Source organism: Runella sp. CRIBMP, from assembly GCF_009905605.1.
Classification (GTDB): Bacteria; Bacteroidota; Bacteroidia; order Cytophagales; family Spirosomataceae; genus Runella.
This window is the reverse complement of sequence record NZ_JAAAKZ010000010.1, coordinates 31,871-47,185: the sequence shown is the minus strand read 5'-3', so window position 1 is coordinate 47,185 and position 15,315 is coordinate 31,871. Positions and strand designations below refer to the sequence as shown.

The 15,315-nt window shown below is 44.4% G+C and carries 16 protein-coding genes; 13 read left to right on the top strand and 3 right to left on the bottom strand.

Annotated features, from left to right (window positions below; all coding sequences use genetic code 11):
* Nucleotides 1-38 precede the first annotated feature (38 nt).
* The 3 genes from GVN20_RS20475 to GVN20_RS20465 all read left to right on the top strand — a co-directional run bounded on the left by GVN20_RS20475 (nucleotide 39) and on the right by GVN20_RS20465 (nucleotide 1,778).
* Entirely contained in the window at nucleotides 39-713 is a 675-nt protein-coding gene (locus tag GVN20_RS20475; RefSeq protein WP_147277063.1) for a hypothetical protein, read from the top strand.
* 34 nt (nucleotides 714-747) lie between these two features.
* A complete protein-coding gene (locus GVN20_RS20470; protein ID WP_166560141.1) occupies nucleotides 748-1,227 on the top strand; it encodes a hypothetical protein in 480 nt (159 codons plus the stop codon).
* A gap of 134 nt (nucleotides 1,228-1,361) precedes the next feature.
* Nucleotides 1,362-1,778: a hypothetical protein gene (locus GVN20_RS20465; protein WP_166560140.1), complete on the top strand. Its 417-nt coding sequence runs from the start codon at nucleotides 1,362-1,364 to the stop codon at nucleotides 1,776-1,778.
* A gap of 50 nt (nucleotides 1,779-1,828) precedes the next feature.
* On the opposite strand, the gene GVN20_RS20460 is transcribed toward GVN20_RS20465, so the two are convergent.
* Entirely contained in the window at nucleotides 1,829-3,661 is a 1,833-nt protein-coding gene (locus GVN20_RS20460) for an ATP-binding protein (protein WP_166560139.1), read from the bottom strand.
* Entirely contained in the window at nucleotides 3,651-4,310 is a 660-nt protein-coding gene (locus tag GVN20_RS20455) for a response regulator transcription factor (RefSeq protein ID WP_166560138.1), read from the bottom strand. The genes GVN20_RS20460 and GVN20_RS20455 overlap by 11 nt, the downstream gene beginning before the upstream one ends.
* A gap of 294 nt (nucleotides 4,311-4,604) precedes the next feature.
* Between GVN20_RS20455 and GVN20_RS20450 the strand changes: the two genes are divergently transcribed.
* The 3 genes from GVN20_RS20450 (at nucleotide 4,605) to GVN20_RS20440 (ending at nucleotide 7,816) form a co-directional block, all read left to right on the top strand.
* The gene (locus tag GVN20_RS20450; protein WP_114461321.1) at nucleotides 4,605-5,483 is read left to right on the top strand and encodes a hypothetical protein; all 879 of its coding nucleotides are present in this window, start codon (nucleotides 4,605-4,607) and stop codon (nucleotides 5,481-5,483) included.
* A gap of 27 nt (nucleotides 5,484-5,510) precedes the next feature.
* A complete protein-coding gene (locus GVN20_RS20445) occupies nucleotides 5,511-5,963 on the top strand; it encodes a hypothetical protein (protein WP_114461322.1) in 453 nt (150 codons plus the stop codon).
* 62 nt (nucleotides 5,964-6,025) lie between these two features.
* On the top strand, nucleotides 6,026-7,816 hold the full coding sequence (locus GVN20_RS20440; RefSeq protein ID WP_166560137.1) for a tail fiber domain-containing protein: 1,791 nt from the start codon (nucleotides 6,026-6,028) through the stop codon (nucleotides 7,814-7,816).
* Nucleotides 7,817-7,846: 30 nt separating this feature from the next.
* On the opposite strand, the gene GVN20_RS20435 is transcribed toward GVN20_RS20440, so the two are convergent.
* Nucleotides 7,847-8,995 carry a glycosyltransferase gene (locus tag GVN20_RS20435; protein WP_166560136.1) on the bottom strand — a complete coding sequence of 383 codons (1,149 nt, stop codon included), beginning with the start codon at nucleotides 8,993-8,995 and terminating at the stop codon, nucleotides 7,847-7,849.
* An 86-nt stretch (nucleotides 8,996-9,081) separates the two neighbouring features.
* On the opposite strand from GVN20_RS20435, the gene GVN20_RS20430 reads away from it, so the two are divergent.
* The 7 genes from GVN20_RS20430 (at nucleotide 9,082) to GVN20_RS20400 (ending at nucleotide 15,253) form a co-directional block, all read left to right on the top strand.
* Nucleotides 9,082-9,846: a DUF2490 domain-containing protein gene (locus GVN20_RS20430; RefSeq protein ID WP_166560135.1), complete on the top strand. Its 765-nt coding sequence runs from the start codon at nucleotides 9,082-9,084 to the stop codon at nucleotides 9,844-9,846.
* Nucleotides 9,847-9,970: 124 nt separating this feature from the next.
* Complete coding sequence (locus tag GVN20_RS20425) at nucleotides 9,971-10,519, top strand: hypothetical protein (RefSeq protein ID WP_166560134.1); 549 nt, start codon at nucleotides 9,971-9,973, stop codon at nucleotides 10,517-10,519.
* 87 nt (nucleotides 10,520-10,606) lie between these two features.
* On the top strand, nucleotides 10,607-10,852 hold the full coding sequence (locus GVN20_RS20420) for a hypothetical protein (protein ID WP_166560133.1): 246 nt from the start codon (nucleotides 10,607-10,609) through the stop codon (nucleotides 10,850-10,852).
* A gap of 121 nt (nucleotides 10,853-10,973) precedes the next feature.
* On the top strand, nucleotides 10,974-12,077 hold the full coding sequence (locus tag GVN20_RS20415; RefSeq protein WP_166560132.1) for a hypothetical protein: 1,104 nt from the start codon (nucleotides 10,974-10,976) through the stop codon (nucleotides 12,075-12,077).
* Nucleotides 12,078-12,144: 67 nt separating this feature from the next.
* Nucleotides 12,145-13,056, top strand: a complete 912-nt coding sequence (locus GVN20_RS20410; protein WP_166560131.1) for a hypothetical protein — start codon at nucleotides 12,145-12,147, stop codon at nucleotides 13,054-13,056.
* Between the two features lie 18 nt (nucleotides 13,057-13,074).
* Nucleotides 13,075-14,622, top strand: coding sequence for a phosphatase PAP2 family protein (locus tag GVN20_RS20405; protein ID WP_166560130.1), 1,548 nt, complete (start codon nucleotides 13,075-13,077; stop codon nucleotides 14,620-14,622).
* An 85-nt stretch (nucleotides 14,623-14,707) separates the two neighbouring features.
* Nucleotides 14,708-15,253 (top strand): hypothetical protein, encoded by a 546-nt coding sequence (locus GVN20_RS20400; protein ID WP_166560129.1) that lies wholly within the window; start codon nucleotides 14,708-14,710, stop codon nucleotides 15,251-15,253.
* Nucleotides 15,254-15,315 lie beyond the last annotated feature (62 nt).

Here is a 15,315-nt window from a genome sequence, read left to right as displayed (position 1 = left end):
TTGAAGAGGTAAAAATTGTTATTGTAAATCAAAAAAAAATGAGATTTTACTCAATTATCAGCTTATTGATGTTTTTTTCTGCCCATATACAAGCTCAAAACTGCTTGTTGACCCATCAAGACAAATACGACCAATTGCTGCCTTTGGCCACGATTCAAAAGCACTACAAAGGCGATATGAGCAAAGCCAAAAAAGAATACAGGGTCAATAAAACCCCAAAATACCGCAACCACGACACCTATGCGTACAGCTGGTCCAGCGACCGCACCCGCACCATGAAACTCATGGGAAAAGACATGACCGTGCCCGTCAGCAACCGCATCGGCCTGACGTGGGTGGGTGATGATATGTTTAAGATTGCAAAAAAGAAATCTGAACTCGAAAGTTTTCGCCATTTCTACCGCAATCTTACCCAAAAGGAACTCGACGAGGCATTTGGCCAAGCGGAAAAACAGGTGCAAAACAAAACCAACGCCACTAAAGAACAAAAAGCCGCCGGTATGGGCATAGCCAAAGACATGGCCGCCGCCACCAAGTTTGAAAACGTAGCGGGCGTGGGAGAGGCAGCCGTTTGGGAATTGGGCGACAATGAGTTGATTGTACTTTTCAAAGGTTACACGTTTCAAGTCATTGCAGATGTGAGCAAAGACAAAGACACCAACCTTGAACTAGCCAAAAAATTGGCCGCCGAAGTATTGGCAAAATGCAAGTGAATTTCCTTAAAACGTTATCCAAAACCCATACATAATGAAAACGAATCCCAAATTTATTCTTTTGCTGTTGGCAATTGTATCCTTGTTTAGTGCTTGTAAATCAGACTCTTCAAGTGAAGATGAGCCGACGCCGTCAGGTACGAATTCTTTTACGGCGACCGTCGATGGTAAAAGTTGGAAAGCGACAAAAGCAAGCGGAGGCGTGGCTGTGGTTGGGGGCTTGCTGACCATCGTTGGAAAAATAGACGATGCTACCGAAATTTCCATTCAGATGATTGGAAAAGATATTCAGACAGGTGTGGATTATCGGTTTGAGATTCCGGCCAATGAAACAAATAAAAATGCCAATTTGATTTATAAACGGCAGAATAGCCCGCTGTTAGCCAAAAGTGGAAAAATACGTTTTACGACCTTTACGAATAAGAAAATTGAAGGACAATTTGAGGCCCAAGTAAGCGATTTTATTAATGCAACCGCAGAAATACAATCGGGGATGTTCACTGTCAATTTGTAGCTTAAGTCCATGAAAAAGTGTCCATGCTGCTGATAATGATTACTTTTTTCCTGTTTAAAGTACGTATTTATCATGTTTTATACCTTCTATCTCTGTAAAACCTGTTAATTTTGGGGTTTTAAGGACTTTAAATCATGAAAAAAGATATTTCTTTTACGCCCGTAACGGGTATTTATGTAACCATTGCTCGCCGCATCAATGAGCTTAATCAGCCAGAGTGGAATGTGTACCTCATCAACCGGAATCCAACGCTGATAACCAACGTGTTTGTCACTTCTCGGGGCTATTCTGGAGATGATGTAAAAAAGAAAGAAGAGCAGCAGAAGACCTCCACCCTAAGGCATTATTTTACCGAAATTGAAGCGGGTCAATCCGTGGTCGTTGAGCCGATTATGCCCGATGTGTTTCACCTCAACAATGAGTACTGGGTGAGTTATTACGTTGATAATCAGATTTTTGATAAAAAATTTATTTTCGTTCCTGAGAGCATTGTGGAAGAAAATTTAGTACCCATTGAAGAGTTAGGTTTAGACGGAGTATTGCACGAGTAATAAAATATTTTCTGCCGCCCCGACATCCTGTCGGCGGCGGCATTGTCAAACTAACCATTGCCCAACCAAGGCGCTGAGTCTTTCAATTTCAGATAAAACGTGCTCCCCGCACCGAGGGACGATTGAACGCTGATGGTTCCCCCCAATTCTTCAGCGATGCGTTTCACAATACTCAATCCTAAGCCGTTTGAGGTTTCTACGCCCGTTGGTTTTGTGCTTAATTCGTTATAACGTTCAAATAATCTGCTTTGGTCATGTTCAGAAATTCCAACCCCAAAATCTTTGACTTCAAAGATCATTTCTTGGTGGTGTTGGTAGGTGCTGATGTAGACCTCAGAATCAGCGTGTGAGAATTTAATGGCATTTGATACGAGATTTTGTAAAGCTCTTTCTAGCAGATTTTTGTCCGATAAAATTGTCTCTTTTTCTTGTAAAGCTCTGATTTTTAGGGTAATGTTTTTTTGTTCTGCTTCGGCCTTAAATCGTTCGTGAAGGTTTTTTAGGAGGTCGGCGATGTCAACATCCTGAAGATTTAAAACGTCGATTTCCCCTTTGTCGATGGTTAGAATCTTTTGAATCGTGCTTAGACCAAACGTTGATATTTTCAGAATCATTTCTTTGACTTCGGTCAAATCTGTATTTTTAGAGTTTTCGTTGAGGGTGTTTGCCCACATCCTGATGGCAGTAAAAGGGCTGCTCAAATCGTGCGAAACGATGGCCATCAACTGATTTTTTTTGGTATTCAGCTCGTTAAGTTTTTGATTCTGAGCAATAATCAGTTTGTTTTTGCGGAGATTTTTTAGGTAAGCAGTCAGTGATACTCCGGCTACAATCAATAAGGCGGCCAAGCCGATTCCGTACGCAGCTTGTTTATTTTTCTGGGCTTCCAATTGTGAATTGAGTAGCTGATTTTGTCTTTCTCTTTCTTCGGCATTATGTTGTTCTTGCAGTTCAGCTATTTTTTCATTGGTCTGTTTATTAATCAGTTGGGCTTTCAGGTCGTTGCTTTTGCGGAGGTACTCATAGGCTTTTACAAATTGTTTTTGATTGGCATACGTACCTGAAATCTGCTCGATGGTTTGTTGTTCAAAAGTTTCTGATTTTAAGCTTTGGGCCAGTGCCAATGCCTCATTCAAATAAAAAATACATTCATCGTAGCGTTTCAGCCCGTCGAGGGAGCCAGCCTTATTCACCAAATTGTACCACAAATCTGTTTTATTTTCTTTCTTTTGGAGGTATTGCAGGTTTTGTTCAGTCAGCTTCAGAGCTTCGGTGTATTTTTGTTGATTGACCAGCAACGAACTCAGGTTGATTCTCAAATTTATCAGTCCTTTTTCGTCTTTGAGTTTTTCTTTGATGGTGAGCGATGCCTGATACGCCAAAATAGCACTGTCTTTTTTATCTTCTTTTCGGTAGATAATCCCTAAATTATTATAGAAAGAGCTCAGTTTTTTTTGGTCGAGCGCGCTTTTGTCAGCCAGAGTCGTAAAACTCAGTAGCAATGGTTTGGCTTTGTCCAATTGATTGGTAAGCATATAAATATAGACCAGATCAGACGTCGCCGACATTTGATCCGAAACGTTTTCATACACTTTTGTTTTTTTTAAAAATTCAAAATAGTACTTGATGGCTTCGCTAGGGTTGTTGTCATAATCATGGTACAAGCCTTTGAATCTTAGGGCATAAGCTTCGGCTCTTGGATAGTTAAGTGTCTTTGAGGCTTCCAGAAGTTGATTGGACCATACCAACATGGAGTCTTTTTTCTCAGCATCCGTGTAGGGCCAGCTCAGAATCCACTCATCTACTCGCGACGTGGTCAATTGAGCCGAAGCCTCAAAATAAATTAGTCCTAAAAAAATGATAATGAGGTAGTTATATTTCATTCAATAGTCCGTTTTGAATTGCAAATTTTACCAAACCTACGGTATTATTGACGCCCAGCTTGACGAGGATATTTCGGCGATGCGTATCGACGGTGCCGGTACTGAGAAACAGTTTTTCGCCGATTTCGGCGCTGCTGTATTCTTGGCATATCAAGGTTAAAATTTCAATTTCTCGTTTGCTCAATAGCTCAACTACCCGGACGGAAGGCTGCGTAACGGTGTTTTTATCTTCGTCTTTTGGGAGACTTTCTTCCAAGAAATACGTGTCGCCCGCCGCCACGCACTGGATGGCAGTGAGCAACTGCGCCACCGAGGCATCTTTGAGGATATAACCACTGGCCCCTAATTTTTCAATACGGCGCATGATGCGGCTCCCACGCATCATGGTCAGATACAATACGGGTACTTTTGGGTATATTTTTTTGATTTGAGCCAGCAGTTCTTCAGCAGTAATGTCGGGTACTTGGAGGTCGAGCAGCAGTACATCGGCTTGTAATTGTGGTAGCGTTTCTATCAGCATTTTGCCCGTTGAAAACGAGGCTTCTAACCGCAGAATAGGCTGTTGACCGAGGAGCTTTTCTAAGCCTTTCAGAAATATCTCGTGGTCGTCGAGCAATACAACGCGGATAGGTTGTGCCTGAATGTCCATCAAGTTTTCTTGTTTAAATGCGATTTTAGGCTAAACATAGGCAAAAAATACTCATTTACAGTATGTTTTAGCAAAAAAAAGCAGCGGAACTTTGCCTCCATAAAACCCTTGGTCTATAACCTCTCAAAACCCTAAAAAAGGCATTTTTAAGGTGTCATGATTGCTTTAGTGATGGCCAAGCTACCCAATGCCCGCTGATTTGACTGTATAAAAACAAGTGTAGGCAAGGCGTTAGAGCACTTTAGGGCCCAGCCATCAAAATAAAAATATTAGTAAACCTAAAATAAGCAATCTATGAAAACAATAGCTCAATTTTGGTTGATTCCCTTGGTATTTGGAATGATGCACATTGCAAATGCCCAATCCATCACCCTCGACCCAACCAGTACGAGCACGGTGAAATCTACGAGAAATAGCAACTATTTTGATATTGACAAAACGGGTAGTAATAGCCTGTCGGGTTTGCGGTTTTCTCAAAATCAAATGCAGCAAGGTGGACTGTTTTTTAGCGATGATTATAACGTGTTCAATCTTTCAAACAATAGCAACATAGCAGGGATTATTTGGAACCGAACAAGCAGTAGGGCGGGTATTGGTACTTTTAGCCCAGATGGAAAACTTCACGTCTTAACCAACAGCACCGCTGAAATACCGCACCTCACACTGCAAGAGAATAGCAATACCGACGGGGCAAGAATACAATTTGCCAATTTTGGTCTTACTGCCCGCTGGACTTTGTACGGCTCTAATGCCAACACGCCTACTTTCAACATCTTTCATTCTGATTTTGGTAACGTGGCAGAATTTAAAAATAATGGCAATACCGAACTCAATGGATTCACAAAATTGGGTATTGAGGCCCCAAAAATCAAGATGAAAAAGTTTACGGGTACGACCCCCGACGCCAACACGCACACAATTGCTTTGGACGGCATAGACTTCAGCAAAATCCTTTCGTATGAAGTACTGGTAGAAGCCGACGATTTGGCAGGAACTATCCCACTTAAATTTAAGTACAAACCCAGCAATGACCACCCCGCAGGCTACAATTATCGAGCGGTTTTAAGATTGACTAACCTTGGCACTAATCCAACGCCTTTTATCTTTTTCTCAGATTTAGGGGGGCAAATTAAGCAAAAGCCGTTTAGCATCTTGGTTACTTTTGAAGAATAATCATTTACTTTTTAACATCTTATAAACATGATAAATCGCACAAACAATTGCCGAATCCAACTATTGATGTTTGCTATCCTCGCGTTGCTGTCGGTGGCTTGTCAAAAAAATGAACCTGAGCCACCTTTAGCAGATCAGATACTGGGGAGTTATACCGTAACTTCGTATAAATCAGGAAATGCATCTGTTAATTTACCTGCTACCACTACCACAGGTATCACGGTTACGGCCAAAATAACCAGCACCAAAGTAAGTGATGATGTGGCTTCCTTTACGTTTATTTTTACCCAAACCAAATCGGGCATAGCGTCGAGCTCAAATAGCAAACTCAATGATGTTTCTCTGAAAAAAGGCAGCAACGGAGCCATTGAAGGGAGTATTGGCATGGATGGTATTTCTTGGCAAAACAACCAACTGACGCTCACCTTTGGCGATGCTGACCCTGCCGAGGTACTGACCATTTACGGAAAGAAAGACTAAACTTGGGTGGTAGAATACTTTTTGTTGGTAACCAAAAATCACTTTTTTAATTGATTAAAGGCATGAAAACACTATACAAAATTCTGCTATTGAGCGTATTGTCGGTGAGCTCCTTTGCCCAATCGGTGATTCAAAACAATACCACAAGCATCTCAATCACTCCTGATGGGGTACGCACCAACCACCCGCCCAGCAATGACCCCACCAATACAGCATTGGGGTTAGATGCGCTCAAGCTAAACGTGAGCAAGTCAAACAATACGGCGTTTGGCGCGAATACGCTAAAAAACAATTCGGTAGGGTCTGATCAATCTTTTTATAGTGTTGGCAATTCGGCTTTCGGAACTGACGCTTTAATGAATAATACTACCGGATTTCAGAATTCCGCATTTGGCAGTTTTACTATGAGAAATAATATTTCAGGAGGGTATAATTCTGCTTTTGGCACCGGTAGTTTGTTCGCTAATACCGGTGGATCTAATAATACAGCCATGGGTTGGGAAGCATTGAGTGGCAACAGTAATGGTTCTGCGAATACAGCTATTGGTTTTGCCGCTTTAAATTCTAATTCTACAGGCCAATCTAATGTTGCCGTAGGAAACGAAGCCATGAGAAACCATTTTTTGGGAAATGATAACGTAGCTATTGGCGATAAAGCCCTGTACCACAACAGAGCAGGTTCAAGATCTACGGCGGTGGGTTCGGGAGCACTTTACTTTGCCCACAATAACGTTCTGCCGGCTGATAATGACAATGTGGCCGTGGGATACAGAGCCATGTATGGCAGCAATGCTCCCGTCAATAATACGGGTAAATTCAACACGGCGATTGGCGACTTAACTTTAGAAGATTTTACATCTGGGTCGAACAATGCTGCATTGGGATACAATGCCCTGACCAATACTACGGCAGGCAATTTTAATTCGGCCCTCGGCAACAATACCTTATTGAATAACGTCGCCAACAGTCGCAGCACAGCCGTAGGCTATGGAGCTATGGAACGGGCTGACAACCGTAGCACGGGCCGCGATACCTACAATACCGCCGTGGGCGTGTTTGCACTGCGCGGAAGCGGCACCACTGCCAACAACACGGGTATCAACAACACCGCCGTAGGGGATTTGGCCTTATCTGACAATACGAGTGGCTCTGGCAATGTGGTCGTAGGGAAAGATGCATTGAAAAATAATACAGGAGGAAGTAATAATACCATCATCGGCTTCGAAGCGGGGTTGACCAATACATCGGGCAATAACAATATATACATTGGCTACCGGGCAAATTCTACCAATAGTAGTAATAAGCTTGTCATCGAAAACTCTAATTCTGATCAACCCCTCATAATAGGAGATTTTACCAATGATAAATTAGGTATCAATCGTACTTATTCGGACTTGATCGGTCGAGGGGAAGTCTTTCAGGTAACCGGCGAAGCCTTCAAAACGTTGGGAACGGGCAACTGGATTATCCCTTCCGACAGACGACTTAAAGAGAATATTAGTTATCTTGACAGTCAGGAAATATTGGATAAAGTGTTGAAAATGAAAGGTGTTACTTTTTATTGGAAAGATAAAAGCAAAGGAAAAGAAGAGGTGTACGGTTTTATTGCGCAAGAACTTCAAACGGTCTTTCCGAGCAATGTAAAAACCGACAACGCTGGTTATTTGTCGGCGTCGTATGGTAGTTATGACCCTATGTTGGTAGAATCTATTAAAGCTCTAAAACAACTCATTGATGTGCAAAAAGAACTAGCAGAACAGCAAAGCCAACAGATACGGCGATTGGAGCAGGAGCTTAGTTCTCTCAAAAAAAACATAGAAATAGTCACTGCTGACGAAAAAAGTCGAAAATAATCAGCTTGAAACGGTTGTGTCTAGCATGGCCTAATTTCGCGCAATTTTCTCAAATTCTTTCGACAAATTGGTGGCTACTATCTCTATATCGTATAAAGTTTCCACCATTTTTCGGGCATTTTGGCGGAGCGTATCTGCGTATTGGGGCTGTTGCAGCAATTTTATTAACCCTTCAAAAACGCCCTCAACGGTCAGCGGCACTTCGTGGGCGGCTTGGTACTGCACCACGGTGCCGTCAAAACCAATCCGGTCAGAAACTAAGGCTGGAACCCCCGCCGTCATGGCTTCTAAAGCGGCAATCGAAAAGCCCTCAGAATAAGAAGGAAGCGCAAAAATGGTGGCATCGGCCAAAGCCGCTTTTTTAGTTTCTCCCGTCAGCATTCCCACCATGACCATTTTGTTTTGCAGTTGATGTGTCTCAATGAACCGCTCGGTTTCAGCTTGGTAGCCATCGTCTGGACCAGCTAAAATGAGCAGCGTATCGTCGTGGTGTTGGGTGTATTTTTGGAAGGCAGGGAGCAATAAATCCAGGCCTTTTTTGATGTTGAGCCGCCCCATAAACAATACAAGCTTCTTATCGACAGGCAGGTTGTATTTTGCCCGAAATGTGCCTTTAGAGGGTAAATCAGCCAGTTCTGCCAACTGCATCCCGTTGGGAATGATGGCCACGTTGGGATGTTGAAATCCCAAATATTGTTTGAGGTCGTTGAGTTCGTCGTGGTTGTTGATTTGAATGAGGTTGGCCCTTTTCAGAAAGCGTTTTTGGAACAAGACGGAGAAAATTTTCTTTTTCCAAAAACCGTGATTGAGCGCCCATTTGTCGAGCAAACCATGAATCGTAATGGCTTTAGGGGTGTTGTTTTTAAACAGAAAAGGTGCTACACTGCCAAAATGCCAAATTCCGTGGCAATGCACCACGTCGTACTCATGGATGTGTGCTTTGAGAAAATCCCACAGCTCCAACGAAAATTCAGGAAAAAAACGACTGATGGGCGGTGTGCGCTTACAAACAATGACCCGGGCGCCTTCGGGAGCGGGGTAAATTTTGTCGCCTGGTGAGGCTGGACTCAGAATATCTACTTGGTGCCCCTGCTTCAAAACGACGGAGGTATGGTCATAAATAATGCGGGCCGGACCGCCGATTGCCCAAGTGTAAGCGCAAATATTTAAAATTCTCATGGCGCAAAGATACAAAACCAATGATTTTATGGCATAGTCTTTGAACAAGCAATTAGCGAACCCGCATTTATATCTGATTTCCTGCAATGAGACATATTCTTTTGTTTTTCACGGCTTTGCTTACGTTTTCTTGTATTGCCCAAAACGTAACGCTTTATGGCGTAGCCCCGAGCTACTCTCAAATGGGCAAAATTTCAGGTAAATGGAGCTATAATTTGAATGCAACGTCGGCAGTCAATATGATGAGTCAGACCGTTGAAAACAAGCATTTCCCCGCGGGGCACACTCACTTTATCCTTCAAGCCACGTCGGTTTATCAACTTAACAAAAAATGGTCGTTGGGAGGAGGATATGCGTTTGGACGTCATAATATTTTTGGGTTACGGGAAAATGAAAATCGGCTCATTGCTCAGATTTCCTACCAACATAAACTAGGTAATTTTATTATTACCCATCGTGGGCGTTATGAGTGGAGGCAACCCATTAATTTACAGACACATATTAGGTCTCAGGCGGATATTGGACGCTACCAATTTTGGGTAACTTATCCACTTTATGATGCTAGCAAAACCAAAAAAGGCTTTTATTTAACGGCCTCCAATGAAGCCTTTTTATACTTTAAAGGAGCGACCAATGGGCCTGTGAGTTCGCGTAACGGTTCGTTGCTTTCTGAAAACTGGATGCATCTGGGGGGTGGGTATAATGCTGGCAAAACCCGCGCAGAATTAGGATATTGTTTTCAGGCGCTGGTTCGTAACAAAGTACAGGACTATCGACTCTTTAATTTATTGCAAATCAATATCTACCATACCATCAATTGGGACGACGTGCAGTATTGGTGGTATCTGTAAGTTTTTTGTTCTCATTTTGAGAACTGTATTTCGCAAAATGAGGATTTTCGGTACGAAACTTATCCTATATTTCGTATATTTTTTTACATTTGCAGTATCTTTGGATACAATATAATTTTTCTGATTGAAAAAACTAACCGCCATCGGCTTACTTTTACTGCTGCTCTACAATATGTTTGGGCTGACGGTTGCGGTATTGTTTTTTGAGGACGACTACCAGACGGCGTCGCCAGTGATGAAAAATGACCAATGGCAAACGGTTAAAATGCATTTGCCAACCCTTCCTTATAATAATTCGTGGGAGAACGCTGAAGGTCAGGAAGGCTTGATTCGTAAAGGGGATGATTTTTATAACGTAACCCACCAGCGCCACGAAAACGATACGCTGTACGTAACCCTAAAATCAAACCAACACGCCCGTGACCGCTTTTTTGAACTAGCGGAGATGATTCAGGAAATTACGGACCAAACTACCGAATCGCCCGAAAGCCCGCTGAGCAAAGCTGTTAAATTATTGAGTGATTTAGTAAAAGTATATCTTCCTAATACATCCATGCAATGGCCAGACGCGCTGATGGCAAATTTGTCAATGCGTTCTTCGTTTGCCACTCCCAACCAAGCACTTCTGCAATCAGTTCAATTGCTCCATTCACCACCACCCGAGCGAGGTTAGTTTTCATGTCGGTATTTTGTGGGTCAATCCTTCGGAGAAACTGCATCCTGCCAAAGAATGAATTACTAATCCAATGGAGAGAAACCAATGAAAATGGTGTTGTTTGCGGTGTTGTTATCAACCACCGCGATGTTTACCTGCAGTGATACCTCTGCTCAATCAGAAAGACCTGCCGCACTTTGTTGTTCCAACGAATGTCGCATGTCAGAAACTGTGAATTGTGCCAAACGTCCAACCGAGGTGTCGGTCAACGACCTTCCTTCGGTAGGCTGTGCCATTCCGCTTGGGCAATTGGAAAAACTGATTGAAGCTGACCAAACGGCAGCGAAGTAAACAAATAGATTGCATTTTTGTAATCATACAACCACCAGTCATCGCTTCTCGAAATGGGTTAACTACGGAATCTCTCCGTAGATAAATGAATCTATTTATAACCTATTATCGCATTTAGAATATGAAACGTATATTATACACGTTAGCTTCTTTGTTGTTTGTTACCGAAAGTTTTTCTCAAGGCTGTGTCGCTGTTCGGCACATGAGCTGTACCGCTGCCAACTCACTGTCGTCGGCTGAATATTTCAAACAAAAAAACGGCCAATGGCAAATCAGCACGGGCTACCGCTATTTTCGTTCATTCCGTCACTATAAAGGAGACGTTGAGCAACATGAGCGTTTGGAACAAAATACCGAAGTAATCAACCTGTCGCACGCCCTCGATTTGGGGATTAGTTATCAACCCAACGCGCGGCTGTCATTTGCGGTAAATTTACCCATTCAATACAACGACCGCTCGTCTTTGTACGAGCATTATGGCAATTCCGTTAGTGCCAATCCTGACCAAAAACGCTTTCATACCTATTCAAAAGGTATTGGAGACATGCGCATATCGGCTACGTATTGGATGAGAAACCCGTATAAATTACCCAAATTCAATTTTGCATTAGGCGCGGGAGTTAAACTTCCAACGGGTAATTCGGGCGTAACGGGTGATTTTCATAAGCTTAACAAAGAAAAGCAGGATTATGTAATCAATAAACCTGTCGACCAGTCGATTCAGTTGGGAGATGGCGGTGTGGGCTACAGTCTTGAATTACAGGGTTATGGCCAGATTACTAAATCACTGACGGCGTATTTTAATGGTTATTATCTGTTCAATCCCAAAGAAACCAACAACGTACTGCGCAGCCCAGAGGCAACCACCATTGATTTAGTAACGGGGTATTTTTCCGTTGCTGACCAGTTTGCGGGACGTATCGGCCTGAGCCAAAGCCTCGGAAGAGGGCTTTCGGTGATGCTCGGCGGGCGCGTAGAAGGGGTGCCTTCGTCGGATGTGTTTGGAGGGAGTAAAGGCTTCCGTCGCCCTGGGTATATTGTTTCCGTCGAGCCGGGTGTAGCGTACATGAAAGGCAAGTTTTCGGCGGCGGTGACCGTCCCTTACGCTCTTTATCGTAATCGTATCAAAAGCTATTCCGACAAACTTGACCCGCTGGGTGTACGTCATGGTGATGCCGCCTTCGCAGATTATTCGGTATCAGTGAACATAAGCCGTTGGTTTTAAATAAATAATCTATCGACGGGTCGCTCGTTAAGGGCGGGATTTTAATAAAACTAACTTGTAACACAAGATGAAAAAAAGAACTTTACTTAACGTTCTTTTGGCCGCAACTCTCACTGCTCTGTGGAGCGGAGAGTTGCGCGCTCAAATGCCGAACGATGCCATTTATATGCCGAAAGGAACTGCCTGCATCGGGACAATGTATACCCACACCAGTTGGAACCAATACTGGGAAAATACCCTCAAACGTGAAAACCTCAACATCGGTACGCACACCACCCAGAGCGTAATGGTAATGCCGGCCATTGGCATCACCGACCGCTTTAATGTTATTTTGAGCCTGCCTTACGTATGGACCAAAACGAGCGCGGGCAACTTGATGGGGCAGAAAGGGATTCAAGATTTGGGCGCATGGCTGAAAGTGAAAGCAGTGGATGTAAAAGGTTTCTCTATCAATGGATTAGCGGGTCTGATGATTCCTTTAGGTAACTATGTTCCTGACTTTCTGCCGATGTCGATTGGCTTGCAATGCCGGGTGGTATCGGGCCGAATTTTGGCTAATTATACCCATCCTAAAACGGGGATTTACGTTACTGCCCACGGAACTTACATGTGGCGTAGCAATATCAACGTAGACCGCGATGCCTATCAGGCCGACGACCGGGTGTATAATACCAACGAAGTAAAAGTGCCCAACGCATACGACATGGGCGCGAGGATTGGGATATTAAAACAAAAATGGCAGACAGAAATCTGGGCTGAGCGAAATTCTTGCGTCAACGGCGATAATATCCGTCGTAACGACATGCCTTTCCCGACCAATAACATGCAGGCAACGATGGTGGGGTGGTACGGTAAATTTCAACCGAAAGCGCTGGGAGTTAATGCCCGCGTAGGGTACGTAACCAATGGCCTCAATATGGGTCAAAGCACAAGCTACATGGTAGGAGTACTTTATCAGTTTGGGGTAAAGAAATCATAATTGAATTTAATCAAGAGAATGAAAAAGTTTTCAAATATTCTAAAATACAGCGGTTTAGCTTTTGCCATGGTCGTAGGAATGGTCGCGTGTGATAAAACACTTGAAGAGCCGCAACGCGTAGGGTATTTGCCCGCAAACGTGGATGATAAAGCGGGTACGTGGAAAACATACCTCCTTACTTCAGCCGAAGAAATCAATGTACCAGCTCCTACTTCCGTTACCTCTCCAGAGTACGTAGCAGAATTGGCAGCGTTGAAAGGACTATCGAACACCCTCACCAAAGAGCAACAGGAAGCCGTGGTCTATTGGGGGGCAGGTGCGGTGTATCGTTGGAACGAAATTGCGCGGGAATTGGCCGCGCGCTACAACATTCCACCGGCTTCCAACGCCGATGGAAAATATCCCGTTCCTGACGCGGCCAACCCCTTGGCGGATCCTAAATTTCCGTTTGCCAATCCCCCTTATACGGCGCGGGCGTTGGCTTATCTGTCGGTGGCTCAATACGATGCGCTGGTTTCGGCTTGGAATTACAAATACAAGTACAAACGGGCGGCACCGTCAAAAGTAGATGCTACGCTTCGGGTGGCGTTGCCAGTTTCGGCGTTGCCTTCGTATCCATCCGAAGATGCGGTGGTTGCAGCAGCTTCGGTGACGATACTGAAAGCGATGTTTCCGGGTGAAGTGCCTTATTTGGAAGCAAAAATGAAAGAGCATTTGGAAGCCCGCCAATGGGCGGGAATGAATGTACAAAGTGACCTGACAGCAGGTACTGCTTTGGGTGGTGCCGTGGCCGCAAAGGTAATGGGCCGCGCCCGAACCGACGGAATGAGTGCCGCCAACAACCAAGCGCTCACGGCAGGAATGATTGAGGCCGCCAAAAGTCGCGGTATCAAAGAAACGTGGCTGAGCCAAGAAGTTCCGATTCGTCCGCCGATGTTGCCCAACTACGGAGCCGTACAAACCTGGAATTTTGACAAAGCAACGTTAGCTCAAATTCGCCCCGCCATTCCTTACGTAGTGGGTTCGGCCGAGTGGCAGAAAGATTTCGATGAATTGAGCAAAATCAACAAAACCCAAACCCGCGAGCAGGCCCGCATTGCTAACTACTGGGCCGACGGGGCGGGAAGCTATACGCCTCCGGGCCACTGGCACCGCGCTGCGGCCAATGCCGCGCACGAAGCACGCTTCAGTGAAGTGCGGATGGCACGTACGCTGGCGCTGTTGGGAACCGCCGAAATGGACGCTGGAATTGCTTGTTGGGAGGCGAAATTTTACTACTATACTCCTCGCCCTCAGCAGTTTGGTTTGAAGACTTCGGTCGGATTGCCCAATTTCCCATCGTATACCTCTGGTCACTCTACGTTTTCGGCGGCGGCCGCTACGGTTTTGGGGTATATCTTTCCCGAACAGGCTGAGAAATTCAAAGCGCAGGCCGACGAAGCCTCTGTGTCGCGGATTTATGGCTTGATTCACTTCCGAGTAGACTGTGAAATGGGCTTAAAACATGGCAATACCATTGGAAATTACGCCATCGCGCGCGGCAAGGCCGATGGGTCGGGATTGTGATATATACAACAGAAGGCTCATTTCTGAGCACCTGACGGGTCTGAAAACGACTTTGAAAGACCCGTCAGGTTAAAAATTAATTCATTTGAAAAGACTCGTTTCCATACTGCTCGTCAGCCTTTTGGTCTACAACATGGTCGGCTATTCTGTCGTCTATTGGTTGGGGGGCAATGTGGCATTGGATGCACCCCAGAATGAGTCAGAAATGCCATTACTCCAGGAGTACATTACCGTACAAGTGCCCGTTTCGTTGCCGTATCAAACCAGCTGGACGGCTCCGCAGCCAGTACAAGGAAAATTGCAGGTAGGCAATGAGTTTTATGAAATGGTCGAGCAAATTATGCTCAACGATACCCTCTATATCACCTGCAAACCCGACCGCGATGCCCGCGCCAATTTTTTCGCGCTGGCCGAACACATCAACAAACACATCCACGACCATGCGACCAACGGTCCACAACCTTCCAAAAGCATGGCAAATCAGCTGTTGAAAGAGTATATTTCGTTTCAACATCTGCACGTCTATTATGTAGTAGAATGGCTATCCGATGCCGCACCATTGCAGAAAAATACCTTATCCCTTCTTTTTCGGGCCCATTGCGTGGTTTCACCGCCTCCCGAATTAGCTTGATTTTTTACGGTTAAAAAACAATGATTTATTCCTGTTTAACGGTGGGAGTGTAAATCGTGTAT

Bases quoted from the DNA above. Each gene is read 5' to 3' on its own strand.
- GVN20_RS20475 (WP_147277063.1), top strand. From the start codon at position 39: ATGAGATTTTACTCAATTATCAGCTTATTGATGTTTTTTTCTGCCCAT.
- GVN20_RS20470 (WP_166560141.1), top strand. From the start codon at position 748: ATGAAAACGAATCCCAAATTTATTCTTTTGCTGTTGGCAATTGTATCC.
- GVN20_RS20465 (WP_166560140.1), top strand. From the start codon at position 1,362: ATGAAAAAAGATATTTCTTTTACGCCCGTAACGGGTATTTATGTAACC.
- GVN20_RS20460 (WP_166560139.1), bottom strand. From the start codon at position 3,661: ATGAAATATAACTACCTCATTATCATTTTTTTAGGACTAATTTATTTT.
- GVN20_RS20455 (WP_166560138.1), bottom strand. From the start codon at position 4,310: ATGGACATTCAGGCACAACCTATCCGCGTTGTATTGCTCGACGACCAC.
- GVN20_RS20450 (WP_114461321.1), top strand. From the start codon at position 4,605: ATGAAAACAATAGCTCAATTTTGGTTGATTCCCTTGGTATTTGGAATG.
- GVN20_RS20445 (WP_114461322.1), top strand. From the start codon at position 5,511: ATGATAAATCGCACAAACAATTGCCGAATCCAACTATTGATGTTTGCT.
- GVN20_RS20440 (WP_166560137.1), top strand. From the start codon at position 6,026: ATGAAAACACTATACAAAATTCTGCTATTGAGCGTATTGTCGGTGAGC.
- GVN20_RS20435 (WP_166560136.1), bottom strand. From the start codon at position 8,995: ATGAGAATTTTAAATATTTGCGCTTACACTTGGGCAATCGGCGGTCCG.
- GVN20_RS20430 (WP_166560135.1), top strand. From the start codon at position 9,082: ATGAGACATATTCTTTTGTTTTTCACGGCTTTGCTTACGTTTTCTTGT.
- GVN20_RS20420 (WP_166560133.1), top strand. From the start codon at position 10,607: ATGAAAATGGTGTTGTTTGCGGTGTTGTTATCAACCACCGCGATGTTT.
- GVN20_RS20415 (WP_166560132.1), top strand. From the start codon at position 10,974: ATGAAACGTATATTATACACGTTAGCTTCTTTGTTGTTTGTTACCGAA.
- GVN20_RS20410 (WP_166560131.1), top strand. From the start codon at position 12,145: ATGAAAAAAAGAACTTTACTTAACGTTCTTTTGGCCGCAACTCTCACT.
- GVN20_RS20405 (WP_166560130.1), top strand. From the start codon at position 13,075: ATGAAAAAGTTTTCAAATATTCTAAAATACAGCGGTTTAGCTTTTGCC.